The sequence below is a fragment of the Gemmatimonadota bacterium genome (genome assembly GCA_009692115.1).
Classification (GTDB): Bacteria; Gemmatimonadota; Gemmatimonadetes; order Gemmatimonadales; family GWC2-71-9; genus SHZU01.
This window is the reverse complement of the sequence record SHZU01000002.1, coordinates 16,578-32,426: the sequence shown is the minus strand read 5'-3', so window position 1 is coordinate 32,426 and position 15,849 is coordinate 16,578. Positions and strand designations below refer to the sequence as shown.

Below are 15,849 nucleotides of genomic sequence, written 5' to 3'. Positions count from 1 at the left end.
AAACAAGCCACCCACGGTCTATGCGTCAACTGATCGAATGCGTTCCCAATTTCAGCGAAGGCCGAGACCTCGGCATTATCCGGCAGATCACCGACGAGATCGAGCGAGTCGAGGGGGTGTCCCTGCTCCACGTTGACCCGGGCAAGTCGACCAACCGAACCGTGGTCACCCTGGCAGGGGCGCCGGACCGGGTGACCGAGGCCGCGTTCCGGGCCATCAAGCTCGCCGGCCAGCTGATCGACATGCGCCGCCACACGGGGGAGCATCCGCGAATGGGAGCCACCGACGTCTGCCCGTTGATTCCGATTGCCGGGATCTCGATGGAGGAGACGGCGCGCCACGCGGTGGCGTTGGCCCGGCGGGTCGGGACCGAACTCGGGATCCCGGTCTACCTCTACGAGGATGCCCAGACCAACCCGGCGCGAAAGAACCTGGCGGCGATCCGGGCCGGCGAATACGAGGGGTTCTTCAAGAAAATCCAGGATCCGGCCTGGCAACCCGATTTCGGCCCCGCCGTGTTCAACCCCCACACCGGGGCGACGGTCATCGGGGCCCGCGATTTTCTGGTGGCGTTCAACCTCAATCTCAGCACCACGTCGACTCGGCGGGCCAACGCCATTGCGTTCGATGTCCGGGAAGCCGGGCGCCCGGGCTTGCCCGGGACCCTGAAAGCAGTCAAGGCCATCGGGTGGTACATCGACGAGTACGGGGTGGCGCAGGTCTCGATGAACCTGACCAACCTGGCGGTCACGCCGTTGCACGTGGCGTTTGACGAGGTGTGCCGGGCGGCCGGGCAGCGGGGCATCCGGGTGACCGGTTCCGAGTTGGTAGGACTGGTCCCGCTCGAGACGATGCTCGCGGCCGGGCGCTACTTCCTCCGGAAGCAGCAACGCTCGTTGGGGGTGTCGGAATCCGATTTGATCCACATCGCGGTCAAATCTCTGGGTCTCGACGAGCTCGGGCCGTTCCTGCCCGAGAAGCGGATCATCGAGTACAAGCTCCGAGCCACCACCGCCACCAAACGGCTGATTGACCGGTCCGTTACCGGGTTCGTCAACGAGACGGCCAGTGAATCCGTCGCCCCAGGCGGCGGGTCGGTTGCGGCGCTCCTGGGCGCCCTTGGCGCCGGCCTAGGCACTATGGTGGCCAATCTTTCCTCCCACAAGCGGGGCTGGGATGCCCGGTGGGAGGAGTTTTCGGAGTGGGCCGTCCGCGGCCAGGCCCTGAAGGACGAACTACTTCGGTTGGTCGACGAGGATACCCAGGCCTTCAACCGGGTCATGGCGGCGCTCGGCCTGCCAAAGGGGACGTCAGAGGAACAAGCGACGCGGGCGGAGGCGCTCGAGACGGCCAATCGGGGAGCCATTGAGGTCCCCTACCGAGTCATGGAGGCCGCCTTTGCCAGCTTCCCGCTGCTCAAAGCCATGGCGGAGCACGGCAATCCGGCCTCGGCCTCCGACGCGGGCGTGGGTGCCCTTTGTGCCCGGAGCGCCGTCCTGGGGGCCTGGCTCAACGTGCGGACCAATCTTGCCGGGCTCAAGGATCCTGAAGCGGTTGAGGCGTGGGTTCGAGCGGGTGAGGGAATGGCGGCTGAGGTGGGCGGGTTGGAGCAGGAGATTCGGGTGCTGGTGGATTTGAGGATCTAGAACTCGGCACTCGGGGCTCGGCGCTCGGCTGGGGGGGGAAGGAAAAGGAGGCCGGGGCGTGAGCCCCGACCTCCTTTTTTCGTTCAGGTACCGCCGGGTTGGTTACTGAACCGGCGGGGTGCACGGGACGGCGAGGCCGCGAGCATCGCACTCGGCGGCCAGGATCAGCATGTTCGGGAAGATCACGTCGCCGGCCCGGTCGATTGGGAGCGTGGCGTTCTTGCCGAACCGGCGGGCATCAACCCACCGGGTTCCCTGTTCCCACAACAACGAGTAGAGCCGCTCGTACATCAACGCGGCGACGAACTGATCGTTGGTGCTGGCGGGGGTCAACGACACCGGTCCAAGGCCACCGGCCCGGGTCCGAATGGTGTTGATGTCATCGATAGCCGACTGCTTCGAACCCGCAAACCAGTTGGCTTCGGCGCGAAGGAGGATCAACTCCTCGTTCCGGATGATGGCCACGTCGGCTCCCAAGTCAGGATTGCCCGCGGACGTGTTGTACGTCGTGGGCTTATGAGTTCCGGTCAGCCCGCCGGTCACCCGGTTGGCGCCGGCGCCGATGGCAAGGGCCGTCTTCGAAGTCAGCCGGTTGTCCGGCTGGCCGTTGTCCTTCAACTGGGCGCCCGTGAGGATCGACGGGTGGACGTAAAACCGCTGGGCGGCCAGACCTTCGGTGATCGGATTGTTCGGCTCACCGGAAGCCGTGGAGAAGGCGTAGTAGGCTCCGTCGTTCAAACTACCCGCCGAGTTGACGAATGACTCGCCAAGAGCGGTGAGGGCAGCGGTGTAGGACGAGTTTCCGGCGTTGGCCAGGGTGGCCCGATGAACGTGGACCTTGGCCGCCAATGCCCGATTGAACTTGAGGAAGTTCGCCGGGGTTTGGGTCGTTTCGAAGCCCGGAGGGGTACCAAACGGGAAGGCCGAGCCGCCGGCCAACAAGTTGGTCTTGGCGGAGTCGAGCAAGGCCACCAGATAGGCGTAGGTGTTGGCTTGACTCACGAACGGAGCCGGGGCCGCGTCGAGGTCGGCATCGACCCGGATCGGCGTACCCAGCGACCCATTGCGGACGATCAAGCGGTGGAACAGCACCGCCTTCAACGTCTGCCCGAAGCCCTTGGAGGCGGCCTTTTCCGCCGCAGTCATGTCGGCGGCCGCGTCGATCGAGGCCAAATACGTGTTGATGGTTCGCAGGGCAATGAACTTGCCCTGCCAATTGGCTCCGCCAAACCCGCCGGCCTCGAGCGGACCCCGGAGCATCTCCTGGGTCAACCGGGGATCGTTCCCGAGGAGATTGTAGCCCTCCCGGCCAAAGATCGCGTAGAACGACATTTCGCCGCCGAGGTCCCCATTGATCCGCGCAACGGCCCCTAACGCGGCCCGGGCCAGAATAGCCTTGCTCGGGGCGCCGGTCAGCTGTTCGACCGTCGGGGCGTTGGTGTTGAGGATGTCGTAGTGCTTGTCGGAGCAGGCCGCCGTGAACACCAGCGCACCGAAACCCAACGTCGTCACAATTCGAGTGTTAGTCATGGCTCGTTAGGTTCCCCGTTAGAAGCTGATGGCAACGTTGAAAAACACGCTGCGGCTGGGCGGGTATGGAGTGACGTCCACGGCGCTTCGGATCGCGGCGGAGCCGAAGTTCGACACCTCCGGATCCAGGCCCGTGTACGGGGTAGACCAGAACAGATCACGGCCCGTGAGACCCAACCGGGCCTCCCGTGCGCCGATACCCAGCGCCTGGGCCACGCTCTTGGGCAAGCCCCAGTTGACCGACAGTTCCCGCAGCTTCAGGAAGCTGGCCGATTCAATGTAGGGCCCCACGGAGCCGGCGCCCGCGAAGCTCCGCGGACCAGTCCACCGGTCGACGTACGCCGGAGTCCCGAAGTCGCTGGCCGTCTGACCGTCGTCATAGAGCAACTGGGACAGGTTGGTCACCACGCCGCCGGACTGCCAGTCGACGGTCATCGCGAAGTTGACGCTCTTGTACGTCACGCTGTTCGTGAAGCCGAGGCGGAAGTCGGGGTTGGTGTCGCCGAGATCGGTCTGCTCCAGGACGCCAGCCTCGTTGAACGTCGGGCCGAACTTCCGGGTGAGCGACTTGCCCTGCTCGATGAACAACACGCCCAAGCCGCCGAACCCGGAGCCCGGCGGACGGAACGGAGGCACCGGGAGCGAATCGACATTGGACCGGACGACGCTCAGTGAAGTCGACGACGTCCAGCTCAGGTTGCGCCCCTGAATCGGCACCAAGCCAAGCACCACCTCGATGCCCTTGTTGCTGATCTGGCCACCGTTGATGATCTGGCTGGTGAAACCGGTCGAAGGGGCCGGTGTCCGCGACAGCAGCAGGTTCGTGGTCCGGCGGCGGAAGGCCGTCACGTCCAAGTTGACCCGGCCACTGGCGAGGTTGAGGTCAAACCCGGCCTCGACCTCTTTGACCCGTTCCGGCTCGATGGTCGGATCGCCGGCCACGGTGCCGACGGCAAACCCGTTCTGGCCGCCGAACTGCGGCGTCCCAAGCACCGTGAACTTGTTGCCGAAGTTCGGCTGGTTCCCAAGCTCACCGTAGCTGGCGCGGAGCTTGAACTCGCTGCCCGCTCCCACCAGGTCGCGGAAGCTGTACTTACCGGACACCCTGGGGTACACGAAGTACTTCCCGATGTCACCGTTGGCGCTCGACCGCTCGGCCCGGGCCCCGAAGGTGACCAAGAGCCGGTCATCGAACATCTGAATGTCTTCTTGACCGTAGAACGCGAAGGTCCGTTCCGGGGTCAGGGTCTGTCCGACGACGACGTTGGTGCCTTGGTTCACGTTCTGCTGGCCGGGAACCAAGTTGTCGGTTGTGATCCGGCTGGTGAGCAACCGGCGGTCTTCATACTGGATGCCGGCCGAGGTGGTGAGGCCGAGTCCGCCGGAGCGGAAGTTGTGAATGCCGCTCACGTTCCAGTTCATTTGTCGGCTCTTGCCGTTGTTCTGGATCGAAGTGCCGGGGCGCGACTGGGACGCCTCGTAGAACAGATCGTTCGGCGACCACAACTCGTCGTTCTGGTTGAACAAGTCGGCACCGCCCGAGGCGATGAACCGGAGGCTTTGCTTCTCGTTCGTGAACGCCTTATAGGTGATCGTGGTGCCGCCCGTGAACCGATACGTTTCCGCCTGGTTCCGGGAGAACTCGGCCGTCTGGAGCGGATTCGACGCGACGCCGCCGCCGGTGGACGGGTTGACGTAGCTGCCGTCGGCCCGCTTCCGGAGGTCGATGAAGCTCGGAATGTAGGCCAGCGCATAGCCGTAGCACGCGTAGTTGTTGCAGTTGTTGCCCCAACCGCGGGCGTGATCGGCGCGGTTGAACACGCTCGACACCGAGATCTCGACCTTCGAACCCAGGCTCTGGTCGATGTTGACCCGGAGCGCCTGACGGCTGAAGCCGGTGCCCGGCTCGATCGCGTTGTCGCGCTTGGTGGTGGCAGACATGAAGTACTTAGTGGTTTCGGTCCCGCCGCTCACGTCCGCAACGGTTTCGTACGACACCCGCTTTTTGCCCCAGACCTGCTCGTAGTGGTTGTAGGGGGTCAAGGGGTTGCTCGCGATGTAGGTGCCCGCGTTGGCGCCGTGTGAGGTGACCGCCGCCGCGACATTGGCGTACACCCGGGCCTCATACTTCCGCATCAGATCGAACGTGCCCAGGCGCTGCGACACGTTGACCCGGGTAGCCCCCGCGGCACCGCGGATCGTCTTGATGATGACCACGCCGCTCGCAGCCTTGGCACCGTAGATCGACGCGGCCGCGGCGCCTTTCAGCACCTCGATGCTCGCAATGTCGGCTGGGTTGATGTCGGCCAAGCGGTTCGCCGGGTCGTCCTCAAGCACACTGGCCCCGTCGTCGACGGTCGAACGGCCGCCGAGAATTCGGGCGTTGGAGTAGATGACCCCGTCGACGACGAACAGCGGATCGAAGGCACCCAGAATGGTGTTGTTGCCCCGGATCTGCATCTGCATCCCGCCGCCCGGCGCGCCACCGTTGCCCTGGATGTTCACGCCGGCCAGCTTGCCGTAGAGGGCACCTTCGATGGTGGGCGAGGCGACTTTGGTCAGGTCTTCACCCGAAACGTAGCCGATCGAGGTGGTCGAGTTCCGGCGCTCGACGGTGGTCACCTGACCCGACACAACCACTTCGTCGAGTTTGAAGACGTCCTGGTCGAGCGAGAAGTTGACGGTGGCCTGCGAGCCCGAGACGAGGGCGTCCGACCGGGTGAAACCGATGGCCCGAACCGTGAGCCGAACTTGGCCGGCCGGTGCTTCGACCGTGAATTTGCCCTGCGCATCGGTCCGCGTACTGTTGGCCGTCCCTACGACGGAGACGACGGCCTCATTGATCGGCCCTCCGCCCGCCTTCCGCGTGACGGTGCCCGAGATCTGGCGTCCCTGGGCGTTTACGACGCCGGGCAGGGCAAACAACGCCACCAGTCCAAGCCCCAAAATCCTGCGATAAATACCCATCGATTCCCCCAGTTGGTGTGACTGGGAAGGACTGGAACGCAACCGCGGGCCGCCACGAGGGCGGTCCCGACCGTTGGGTTGTTCCTTGGTGATGTCAGATGCCGACGCCGGTTGGTCGCCTTCCCAAAGCCAACCGGAACTACGACGGCCCCACTCTCACGCTGTGCTCACAATCGCGGGGAGACAACCCCAGCCTGCCCCGGTTCCACGTCGCCTCTCCGGCGGTGCAAATTATGGACCGGCCTAAACTAGCCCGGCAACTCGTTGACCGATAGATGAATAGGTTCCAAAACGTCGCGGCACCGCGTCATTTTGACACTAACCCGGAATCAGGCCCGTTGTCGAAACGATACAGGTGACCCTTTCACCGAACCACTACCGGCCGGCCACGACCGTCAACTGACACGCATTGGCCTGGAAGTGGTAGAGCCACTCCTCGACCGAATCGGCCGCCATCACCGCAAAGTCTGCGCGCTTCCCAGGCTCCAGCGAGCCGAGTTCCGATTCGAGCCCGATGGCTCGGGCCGCGTAAATCGTGGCACCCTTGAGCACCTCGGCGGGGGTCATCCGCTGGAGCGTGCAGGCCAGCATCATGGCCAACGGCAAATGGCAGCTGGGCGCGGACCCGGGATTGAAATCCGTGGCGACCGCGACCGCAACACCGGCGTCGATCAGCGGGCGGGCCCGGACCGGGGGTTGATTGAGATAGAGCGAGGCAAGCGGCAGGGTGACCGCCACCACTCCGGTCCGGGCCAAGGCGGTGATCCCGGCCGGACTGATCCGTTCGAGATGATCGGCCGAGGCGGCGCCCACTTCGGCGGCCAGCTCGGCGCCTCCGGTCCAGGTGATCTGATCGGCGTGGACTTTCGGGACCATCCCGTACCGCGCTCCGGTCTCGAGGATCCGCCGCCCCTCGGCAATCGAGAACGCGGTCTCCTCGACAAACACGTCACAAAACCGGGCCGCCCCCGCCGCCGCCGGGATGATTACGTCGCAAACCAAGTCCACATAGTCGCCGGTCCGCCCCCGAAACTCCGGCGGCACGGTGTGGGCGGCCAACAGGGTCGGCACCAGCCGCTGGGGGGTCGATGCCGCCACTTGGCGGTAGACGTCGAGCAGCCGAAGCTCGTGGGTCAGGTCGAGCCCGTAGCCGGACTTAGCCTCGACCGCCGTCACGCCTAACGCGAGCATGGCCGCGAGGTGATCCCGACACCGCGCCACCAGCGTCTCGGTCGAGGTGGCGCGGGTTCGGGCCACGGTGGACAGGATCCCGCCGCCGGCCTTGGCGATGTCGAGATAGCCGGCGCCCCGGATCTTCTGCTCGAACTCTTCGGCTCGCCATCCCGCAAAGGCCAAATGGGTGTGGCAGTCCACCAACCCGGGGACGACGATTCGCCCGCCCGCGTCCTCGGGAGCCACCGACCGAAACTCGGCCGGCAGGGCCGCGGCCGGGCCGACCCACCGAATCGTGTCACCCTGCCACGCCAGGGCGGCGGCGGCAATCGGGTGAACGGCGGCCTGCCCTCCCTCCGCCCGGCATTGATAGAGCCGGGCAATATTTCTGAGCACCCGCATCGGGGCCGCGCTCACACCGCCGCCGGCATGGCGGTCACGGCCGCCCCGGTGAGGAGGCCGATGAGGCTGAGAGTGCGGGCTTGCGATATCGGCATTGGGCGCGAGCGGAGAAAGTACCCCCACTCACCGATCTTGGGAACGGACAGCCGGCCGTTCCAGACGGCCCGCGGGGCGGATTACATTGGGCCCATGGCCATGGCATTTTCGGACCCGTGGGCGCAGGCGTGGGGCGCTGCTCTCAACGCGAGTTCCGTCTACCGGGAGGCCGCGGCCACTTGGGAAGGCTCGATCGCGGTGGTCGTCAGCGAGGCTTTCGGCCGAGCGGGCCCCGCCGTGTTCCTCGACGTCTGGCATGGGCAATGCCGGGCCGCACGTGAGGCCACCGCCGCCGATGTGGCCGATGCGGCCTTCGTCTTGGAAGCCGCGCCGGCCGCGTGGAAGCAGGTGCTTGCCTCTCAGATTTCCCCCGTCATGGCCCTTTTGACCGGCCAGATCCGGCTGGCCCGCGGCGACCTGACGCGCCTGCTCCCGTACACCGCAGCGGCCAAAGAACTGGTTCACCTTGCCGGCACCATCGAAACCGAGTTTCCGCCCAACTGGTAGCCACCACGGGTTCCGACCGGTCCGGACTGTGTCGAAGCAACACGCGCAACCGGTCCATGGCCGCGTAACTGTCATCTTCGCAAGCACTTAGGTTACCCAACTGCACGGCAACGTTCCTGGCCACGCTCAACGAGGTCCGGGCCACCAAGCCCGGATTGGCTCCGTTGACCGATCCCGGCACGGCAGACGAGCGGGTCAATCTGTTGTTCCGGGAGCGGGCGTTCTGGACGTTCGGCACCGGCCACCGGCACAGCGACCTGCGCCGGCTGATCCGGCAGTACAACCGCAGCGCCAACTCGGTATTCCCAACCGGGAACTGGTTCAATGGCGGGCCCTACGGGAGTGACATCAACTTCCCGATCCCATTCGAGGAAGCCAACAACCCGAACTTTACGACCTGCACCGACCGGAACGCATAACGACCTCGGTCAGCCGGGATGGAACGAGGGGCGGGCCGCTATGCCCGCCCCTTTTCCGTTTGGGGCATCAAACTGTGGAGCAGCCCGACGGCCACGACGGCGGCGACCCCAACGACGTTATGCCAGAGGAACGAGACCGACGGCGCCCCGAAGGTGACCAGCGCCACGGCTCCCATCCCAGCCAACAACCCGGCGAAGGCGCCGAACGGCCGGACCCTCGGGACCATGGCCAGCAAAAACACCCCCAAGATCGAGCCGTAGAAGAACGACCCGAACCGGTTCACCACTTCGATCAGGGAACCGAGCCCGGCCGCGAAGGTCGCGACAAGACAGGCAAAAAGGCCCCAGGCCCCGGTCGCGAGCTTCGAGACCCGCAAGAAGTGAGCATCCGAAGCCTCGGGACGAACCCACCGGCGATAAAAATCGATGACCGTGGCGGTCGAGAGCGAGTTCAACTCGGCGGCAATACTGGACATGGCGGCCGCCAGGATCGCGGCCAGGAACGCGCCCGCCAGGCCTAACGGGAGCTGATCGAGGACGAATCGGGGCATGATGTAGTTGACGTCTTTGGCCGGTTCGCCCGTCACCCGCTCGGCCAACGCCAACGCCTCGGTCCGAATCGCGCCGACCTCGAGGTCGGCCGCGCGGAACGCCTCCCGTGGCGCCACGCCGTCCTCGGTGGCGATGGCCTTGGCCGCCGAGCGCCGGACCTCATTCCGATCGGCGTAGCGCGCCTCCAGTTGCTCGAACTCCGCCGGGGCCGCGGTCCGGACGGTGGCCTCCTGGGCCGGATTGAACAGCAACGGCGGAGCCTGAAACAGATAGAATACGAACACCAGCACGCCGATCAGGAGCACCAAGGCCTGGAGCGGGATCTTCCAGTAAGCGCTCATCAAGAGCGAGCTCCGGGCCTCCGGCACCGACCGGGCCGTGAGATAGCGCTGGACCTGGCTCTGGTCGGTTCCGAAGTACGACAGCATCAGAAAGGTGCCGCCCAAGATCCCGGACCAGAACGTGTAGGTCTTGCTCAGGTCGAATGAAAAGTCGAAGACCTGGAGCCGGCCGGCGGCCCCGGCAATCCGAAGGGCGGCGTCAGGCCCGACCGGGAGCCGGACCAGCAGCACAACCACGACCGCGAGCAGGGCAAACACGATCAGCACCATCTGTTTCACGTCGGCCCACGTTACCGCTTGGACCCCGCCGACCATCGTGTAGATGACCGTCGGAATCCCGATGACCGCCACCGACCATCCGAGCTGCCAACCGAAGATGGCGGAAAACACCACCGCCGGCGCGGCGATGATGGTCCCGCACGACATCCCTCGCGACACCAGAAACAAGAAGCTGGTGAGTGAGCGGGTCCGGGCGTCGAACCGCCGCTCCAAAAACTCATAGGCGGTGAAGACCCGGGCTCGATGGAGAAAGGGCACCAGGGTCACCCCGAGGATGACCATGGCCACCGGGAGTCCGAAATAGAACTGGACGAACCGCATCCCGTCGGTTGCGCCTTGGCCGGTGGTGCCGATCATGGTGACGGCGGAAAGTTGGGTGGCCATGACGGAAAGTCCCACCGCCCACCACGGGAGGCTCCGGTTGGCCAGGAAGTACCCTTCGATCTCCGTCGTCCCCTTGGAACGACGAAGGCCGTCGACCACGATGTAGACGAGGTAGCCGACGACGATGACCCAGTTCAGCGGATGCATGTTTAGCGGCCGTACCGCGCCTGAAGGAGCCACAACATCAGCAAGGTCAGGACTTGGACGGTCATGACCCGGAGCAGGTTCCGCCGGAAGGACGGTTCGGGAGCCTCGGTCACCATGGGGGCAAAGATCAACACACCCTCGACTTCGGGCAACCCGGCCGCCGGAGTTGCCGGGCGCTGCCCGGTGCGACACCTTTCCCGAGCCCAACACCTTGGACCTCTCGCATGCGCCTCTTTGTCACCCGAGTATTCGGACTCGTGGTTCTCGGGTCCGCCCCGGTCTGGGCTCAACCCTCGACCAAGCCGACCGCTCCAGCCGAGCAGTTCGGCTTTGCCATCGGCGACGACTACCAACTCGCCACCTACACCCAGTTGACGGACTACTGGAAAAAGCTCGACGCGGAATCCGACCGGATGAAGCTGGTGTCGATCGGTAAAACGGCCGAGGGGCGCGACCAATGGATGGCGATTATTACGTCCCCCGCCAACCACGCCAAGCTCGACCGGATTCGCGAGATCTCGGTGCGGCTGTCCCGGGCGGAGGGCCTGTCCGACGAGCAAGCGCGGAGCCTGGCGAAGGAAGGCAAGTCGGTGATCTGGATCGACGGCGGCCTCCACGCCACCGAGGTGCTGGGCGCGCACCAACTGATCGAGCACGTGTATCAGATGGTCAGCCGGACCGACGAGGAGACCCTCCGGCTGCTCGACGACGTCGTCCAACTGGTCGTCCACGCCAACCCGGACGGGATGGAACTGGTGTCGAGTTGGTATATGCGACGGGCCGACCCCGCCACCCGAAGTACCGGCGGATTGCCCCGGCTCTACCAGAAGTACATCGGGCACGACAACAACCGCGACTTCTACATGAACGCCATGCCGGAGTCGAAGAACATCAGCCGGGCGATGTACCGCGAGTGGTACCCGCAGATCATGTACAACCACCACCAGACCGGGCCGGCGGGCGCGGTGATGTTCGCGCCCCCGTTTCGCGATCCGCACAATTACAATATCGACCCAATCTTGATCAATTCCCTCAACATGGTGGGGAACGCCATGCACACCCGGTTTGCGGTGGAAGGGAAGCCGGGGGTGGTCCAGCGGGAAGCCGCGAGCTACCAGACCTGGTGGAACGGCGGCCTCCGAACGACCGCCTACTTCCACAATCAAATCGGGATCCTGACCGAGACCATCGGAAGCCCGACCCCGATGTCGATCCCGGTCGTGCCGGGACGGTTGGTGGCCGACGGCAACGGTCCGTTCCCGATCATGCCCCAACCGTGGAAGTTCCGCCAATCGATCGACTACTCGATCACGGCCAACCGGGCCATCTTGGACTACGCCTCCCGCTACCGGGAGCACCTGCTGTACAACGTCTACCTGATGGGCAAATCAGCCATCCGGAGGGGCGGCGAGGACACCTGGACCCTGATTCCAAAACGGGTCGAGGCCATGCGGACCGAAGCGGCCAAGGACAACCGATCCGCCGCGACCCTCGACCTCAAGTACTTTGCCCTGCTCCGGAAGCCCGCTGATCGTGACCCCCGGGGCTACGTGATTCCGGCCAACCAGCCGGATTTCCTGACCGCCACCAAGTTCGTCAATGCCCTGATTGAGTCCGGCGTGGACGTTCAGGTCGCCAACGGCCCCTTTTCGGCCGGCGGGATGGCGTACCCGGCCGGTTCCTTTGTCATCAAATCGGCGCAGGCGTTCCGGGCTCACGTACTCGATTTGATGGAGCCGCAGGATTATCCGAACGACATCCCCTACCCCGGCGGGCCGCCGAAGGCACCCTACGACAACGCCGGCTACACCCTGGCCCTCCAGATGGGGGTGCGTTTCGACCGGCACCTCGACGGGTTTGACTGCCCCTGCACGAAGATTCCCGACGTCCTGACGAAGCCCCCGGTCCTCGCGGCGTTGCCAAGTGGCGGGAGCTACCTGATTTCCCGGTCGGTCAACGACGCCTATTTGGCGGTCAATCGGCTGTTGGCGGCCAAGCAGGCAGTCCAAGCCAACCGCACCGATTTCATCGCCGCTGCCAATCCGACCACCACCAAAGTACTCCGGGAGCTGGTGGAGACCCGTGGCCTTCCGGTGCGTACCGGCCAAGGGAGCGGCGCGGCCCTCAAGCCGGTTCGGGTGGGCCTCTGGGATCAATACGGCGGCTCGATGCCATCGGGGTGGGTCAGGTTCATTCTCGAGCAGTTCGAGTTTCCCTTCGAAGTGGTGTACGCCAAACGACTCGACGACGGTAACCTGAACCAGCGGTTCGATGCCCTGCTGTTCGTGGACGGCGCCATCCCGGCGGCGGCGAGCGGTGGGGCCGTCCCTGGCTTCCGTCCCGACGACGCGCCGGACGACATCCCGGCCGAGTTCCGGGACCGGACCGGCCGACTCAGCGTGGCCAAGACGGTCCCGGCCCTGAAGGCGTTTCTCGACAACGGCGGCCGAATCGTGACCATCGGGAGTTCCACCTCCCTGGCCACCCATCTCAATCTTCCGATCGAGACCCATTTGGTGGAGCGGACCCCGACCGGGGTGGTTCGCCCGCTGCCCCGGGAACGGTTCTTCGTGCCCGCTTCCCTGCTGGAGGTGGCGGTCGATACCTCCGCGCCGAGTGCCGCCGGGATGGCGTCCTCGGCCATCGTCATGTTCGACCAGAGTCCGGTGTTCCGGCTGCTGCCCGACGCCCCGGCCCAGGGTGTCCGGCCGGTAATGTGGTTTCCAAACGCCAGTCCGCTCCGCAGCGGGTGGGCCTGGGGCCAGACCTATCTCGAGGGTGGGATCGCGGCGGTGGAAGCCAAGGTCGGCAAAGGACTGCTCTACCTGTTTGGTCCGGAGATGATGTTCCGGTCCCAGCCGCACGGGACCTATCGGATGGTGTTCAACGGCCTCCTGGGGATGTGATCATGCCAGCCTTACCGCCAATCGAGTACGCCGACGCGTCCCCCCGAGTGCGGGCCGTCTACGATGACATCATGACCAGCCGGAAGGTGGACTGGATCAACAACTTCTGGAAAGCCATGGCCAACGACCCAGCCGCCCTCGAGCGCACCTGGGAGAGCGTCAAGCAGGTGATGGCACCCGGAGCCCTCGACGCCTTGACCAAGGAGTTGATCTACGTGGCCGTGAGCACCACCAACGGCTGCGAATACTGCATCGCCTCCCATACCGCGGCCGCCCGAAAGAAAGGGATGACCGGTGCCATGCTCGGCGAATTGATGAGTGTCATCGGGATGGCCAACGAAACGAACGCGTTGGTGAATGGCTACCGAGTCGAAGTCGACGCGGCGTTTAAGTAGCGGTGCAAAAACTGCAGACCCGGGAAAGACAAAGCCCCCGGCCATAAGGTGGCCGGGGGCTCGACGCCGCAGAGGATTTGTGATCTAGATCACAGCGAGATCGGCTTGGCCGGGGTCTTCATCGCCTTCGTCCTCGCAGGCCTCGGAGCCCATCAGCCGGGCAGCGAGCAGCGGCAGCGCCGCGGGAAACACCAGCTCCGGATCGAGCTGCATCAACTGGGCAAAGTACTGGGCCGACTGCTTCGCCTGATGCAGGTGATGGAACACGGGATCGAGCATCTCGCTACCCTCCGACCGTTCAGACGGTCTCCTTGGCACGACACCGCCGGCATCGCGTTGCCGATGGTTGAACGGTATGCAGCAAAAAGGGTTCCACGTGCTTTCTACCCCTCAAAACTGGCGCCTCAAGGTCACGGCCGAGGGTCGGCGGGGTAACACCTCAGTATTGGCGACGGCGCATTGTGTCGATTCGTCATGGCCGCTGATGTCGAAACGTCACGTGCAAAGCTCGGCGCCGAGCCTAACTACGCCTGGCAGTGGCCTGACGAGCGGGACGTGATCGCCGACCTCCTCCTCGACCCGGGGGGACACCCCATCATTGGCCACCGGGGGGCTTCAGGTCTTGCGCCGGAAAACACCCTGGCCGCGTTCGATCTGGCCCGGTCGGTGGGGGCTGACGGATTCGAATTCGATATTCGGCTGACCGCCGACGGCATCCCGGTCGTGGTCCACGACGCCACCCTGGACCGGACCACCGACGGAACTGGTCCGGTCGCCGCCCTGACGTGGTCGGAGCTGCAGCGGTTTGACGCCGGGGCTCGGTTCACCCGGGACGGGATCTCGTTTCCATTCCGCGGGCAAGGCATCCGGATTCCAACCCTGGCCGAGGTGTTGGCTCGGTACCCCGAGATCCCGATGCTGGTCGAGCTCAAACTGGTTGCCGCGGGTGGACCGGTCCGGGAAGTCCTCCTCGCAGCCAAGGCACCCGATCGGGTGGTCATTGCGTCGTTTCAGCCGGCAGCCGTCGATCCGTTCCGCGAGCCCCCATTTCTACCGGGCGCCTCCCGCCGGGAAATCGCCGACTTGGCGATTCGGTCGTGGCTCGGGTTCCCGCCGGTTGACCGGGGCGTCCGGCTCTACTCTGTCCCCGACCGATACCGCGGCTGGATCCCGGTGCCGACCCGCCGGTTCGTGCGAAATGCGAAGACCCTTGGCCGGCCGGTCCATGTCTGGACCGTCAATGATGTGCCCACCGCGGAGGGGTTGTGGTCGATCGGCTGCGCCGGGATGATCACCAACTTCCCGGGACTGCTACGGGAGGCCCGCGATCGTCTCAAGGCCCGGCACCGGTCCGCCGATACTTAGGGCTATGTCGACCCCAACGATTCTGAGCCGGTACACCCAGGACCTCGGGTTCGACTCCCGGCTCGTCGCGCGGTATATCGGGAATCTGGAGCGGGGCCGGACCAACGTGTCGGTCAACAGTTCGCTGGCGGTCGGGGACCCCGCCGATCACTTCCGATTCCGGGTGACCTCCGACCAGTTCGCCCGGATCACGACGGGAGAGTTGGTCCGCCGCGGAGGCGGGGAGCCCGAACTAGCCGAAGCGGGGATTCGCTCCCAGCTCCTCAGCCCGTCCGGCCAGGTCCGCGCCGACTCGGATCCGAATGCCGGGGCCGCGTACGAGGCCTGGCGAGGCCTGGGTTCCGAGTCCAACCTGAAGCTCGCGAAGGGGACCTACACTCTGCGGGTGGCCCGGGATCGCGAGGCCATTTCCGCCAGTGAATACATCTACTCCTTCACGATTCGAGGCGGCGTCGAGGCCATCGACAACGACCAGACGGATACCGCTTCACGGGAGTTCCTGACGACCGAACGACCCGCGGCCGAGGGAGCAAGCTTCGACCAATACGCCAACGTGACCGCCGTCCTCGGAGGGACTCGCCAATCACACCGACGTACCACTCACCGTCGGGCGGTACCCGGTGGCGGAGGATGGGACCGTGTCGTTCCTGAGCGGGAGTGCCGATGCCAAGTCGTGGGAACACGGAACGGCCAACGGTGAGGAGCTCGAGAGCCTCGGCCGCCGGCTCCTCCGGCATGAC

The 15,849-nt window shown here is 65.3% G+C and carries 12 protein-coding genes; 7 read left to right on the top strand and 5 right to left on the bottom strand.

Annotated features, from left to right (window positions below; genetic code table 11):
- Positions 1-20: 20 nt before the first annotated feature.
- The gene (ftcD, locus tag EXR94_02615; protein MSR01623.1) at positions 21-1,646 is read left to right on the top strand and encodes a glutamate formimidoyltransferase; all 1,626 of its coding nucleotides are present in this window, start codon (positions 21-23) and stop codon (positions 1,644-1,646) included.
- A gap of 102 nt (positions 1,647-1,748) precedes the next feature.
- Here the strand turns inward: ftcD and EXR94_02610 are convergent, their stop codons facing one another.
- From EXR94_02610 to EXR94_02600, 3 genes are all read right to left on the bottom strand, one after another.
- Complete coding sequence (locus EXR94_02610) at positions 1,749-3,176, bottom strand: RagB/SusD family nutrient uptake outer membrane protein (GenBank protein MSR01622.1); 1,428 nt, start codon at positions 3,174-3,176, stop codon at positions 1,749-1,751.
- Positions 3,177-3,194: 18 nt separating this feature from the next.
- Positions 3,195-6,143, bottom strand: a complete 2,949-nt coding sequence (locus EXR94_02605; protein MSR01621.1) for a SusC/RagA family TonB-linked outer membrane protein — start codon at positions 6,141-6,143, stop codon at positions 3,195-3,197.
- 375 nt (positions 6,144-6,518) lie between these two features.
- Positions 6,519-7,718, bottom strand: a complete 1,200-nt coding sequence (locus EXR94_02600) for an imidazolonepropionase (GenBank protein MSR01620.1) — start codon at positions 7,716-7,718, stop codon at positions 6,519-6,521.
- Between the two features lie 27 nt (positions 7,719-7,745).
- Between EXR94_02600 and EXR94_02595 the strand changes: the two genes are divergently transcribed.
- Positions 7,746-8,321: a hypothetical protein gene (locus EXR94_02595; protein ID MSR01619.1), complete on the top strand. Its 576-nt coding sequence runs from the start codon at positions 7,746-7,748 to the stop codon at positions 8,319-8,321.
- 164 nt (positions 8,322-8,485) lie between these two features.
- A complete protein-coding gene (locus EXR94_02590) occupies positions 8,486-8,740 on the top strand; it encodes a hypothetical protein (protein ID MSR01618.1) in 255 nt (84 codons plus the stop codon).
- Between the two features lie 38 nt (positions 8,741-8,778).
- On the opposite strand, the gene EXR94_02585 is transcribed toward EXR94_02590, so the two are convergent.
- Positions 8,779-10,443: a sodium:solute symporter gene (locus tag EXR94_02585; GenBank protein MSR01617.1), complete on the bottom strand. Its 1,665-nt coding sequence runs from the start codon at positions 10,441-10,443 to the stop codon at positions 8,779-8,781.
- Between the two features lie 224 nt (positions 10,444-10,667).
- Here EXR94_02585 and EXR94_02580 point away from each other — a divergent pair, with 224 nt between their 5' ends.
- Positions 10,668-13,349 carry a peptidase gene (locus EXR94_02580; protein ID MSR01616.1) on the top strand — a complete coding sequence of 894 codons (2,682 nt, stop codon included), beginning with the start codon at positions 10,668-10,670 and terminating at the stop codon, positions 13,347-13,349.
- 2 nt (positions 13,350-13,351) lie between these two features.
- Positions 13,352-13,744 (top strand): carboxymuconolactone decarboxylase family protein, encoded by a 393-nt coding sequence (locus EXR94_02575; GenBank protein MSR01615.1) that lies wholly within the window; start codon positions 13,352-13,354, stop codon positions 13,742-13,744.
- A gap of 84 nt (positions 13,745-13,828) precedes the next feature.
- Here EXR94_02575 and EXR94_02570 read toward each other — a convergent pair whose 3' ends face one another.
- Positions 13,829-14,023 carry a hypothetical protein gene (locus EXR94_02570; GenBank protein MSR01614.1) on the bottom strand — a complete coding sequence of 65 codons (195 nt, stop codon included), beginning with the start codon at positions 14,021-14,023 and terminating at the stop codon, positions 13,829-13,831.
- A gap of 195 nt (positions 14,024-14,218) precedes the next feature.
- Here EXR94_02570 and EXR94_02565 point away from each other — a divergent pair, with 195 nt between their 5' ends.
- Both EXR94_02565 and EXR94_02560 read left to right on the top strand, forming a co-directional pair.
- On the top strand, positions 14,219-15,109 hold the full coding sequence (locus tag EXR94_02565) for a glycerophosphodiester phosphodiesterase (protein ID MSR01613.1): 891 nt from the start codon (positions 14,219-14,221) through the stop codon (positions 15,107-15,109).
- A 4-nt stretch (positions 15,110-15,113) separates the two neighbouring features.
- Positions 15,114-15,809: a hypothetical protein gene (locus EXR94_02560; GenBank protein ID MSR01612.1), complete on the top strand. Its 696-nt coding sequence runs from the start codon at positions 15,114-15,116 to the stop codon at positions 15,807-15,809.
- Positions 15,810-15,849 lie beyond the last annotated feature (40 nt).

What these genes read in the sequence shown, in the direction of transcription:
- ftcD (MSR01623.1), top strand. Translation starts at nt 21, where the DNA reads ATGCGTCAACTGATCGAATGCGTTCCCAATTTCAGCGAAGGCCGAGAC.
- EXR94_02610 (MSR01622.1), bottom strand. Translation starts at nt 3,176, where the DNA reads ATGACTAACACTCGAATTGTGACGACGTTGGGTTTCGGTGCGCTGGTG.
- EXR94_02605 (MSR01621.1), bottom strand. Translation starts at nt 6,143, where the DNA reads ATGGGTATTTATCGCAGGATTTTGGGGCTTGGACTGGTGGCGTTGTTT.
- EXR94_02600 (MSR01620.1), bottom strand. Translation starts at nt 7,718, where the DNA reads ATGCGGGTGCTCAGAAATATTGCCCGGCTCTATCAATGCCGGGCGGAG.
- EXR94_02595 (MSR01619.1), top strand. Translation starts at nt 7,746, where the DNA reads ATGGCGGTCACGGCCGCCCCGGTGAGGAGGCCGATGAGGCTGAGAGTG.
- EXR94_02585 (MSR01617.1), bottom strand. Translation starts at nt 10,443, where the DNA reads ATGCATCCGCTGAACTGGGTCATCGTCGTCGGCTACCTCGTCTACATC.
- EXR94_02580 (MSR01616.1), top strand. Translation starts at nt 10,668, where the DNA reads ATGCGCCTCTTTGTCACCCGAGTATTCGGACTCGTGGTTCTCGGGTCC.
- EXR94_02575 (MSR01615.1), top strand. Translation starts at nt 13,352, where the DNA reads ATGCCAGCCTTACCGCCAATCGAGTACGCCGACGCGTCCCCCCGAGTG.
- EXR94_02570 (MSR01614.1), bottom strand. Translation starts at nt 14,023, where the DNA reads ATGCTCGATCCCGTGTTCCATCACCTGCATCAGGCGAAGCAGTCGGCC.
- EXR94_02565 (MSR01613.1), top strand. Translation starts at nt 14,219, where the DNA reads ATGGCCGCTGATGTCGAAACGTCACGTGCAAAGCTCGGCGCCGAGCCT.
- EXR94_02560 (MSR01612.1), top strand. Translation starts at nt 15,114, where the DNA reads ATGTCGACCCCAACGATTCTGAGCCGGTACACCCAGGACCTCGGGTTC.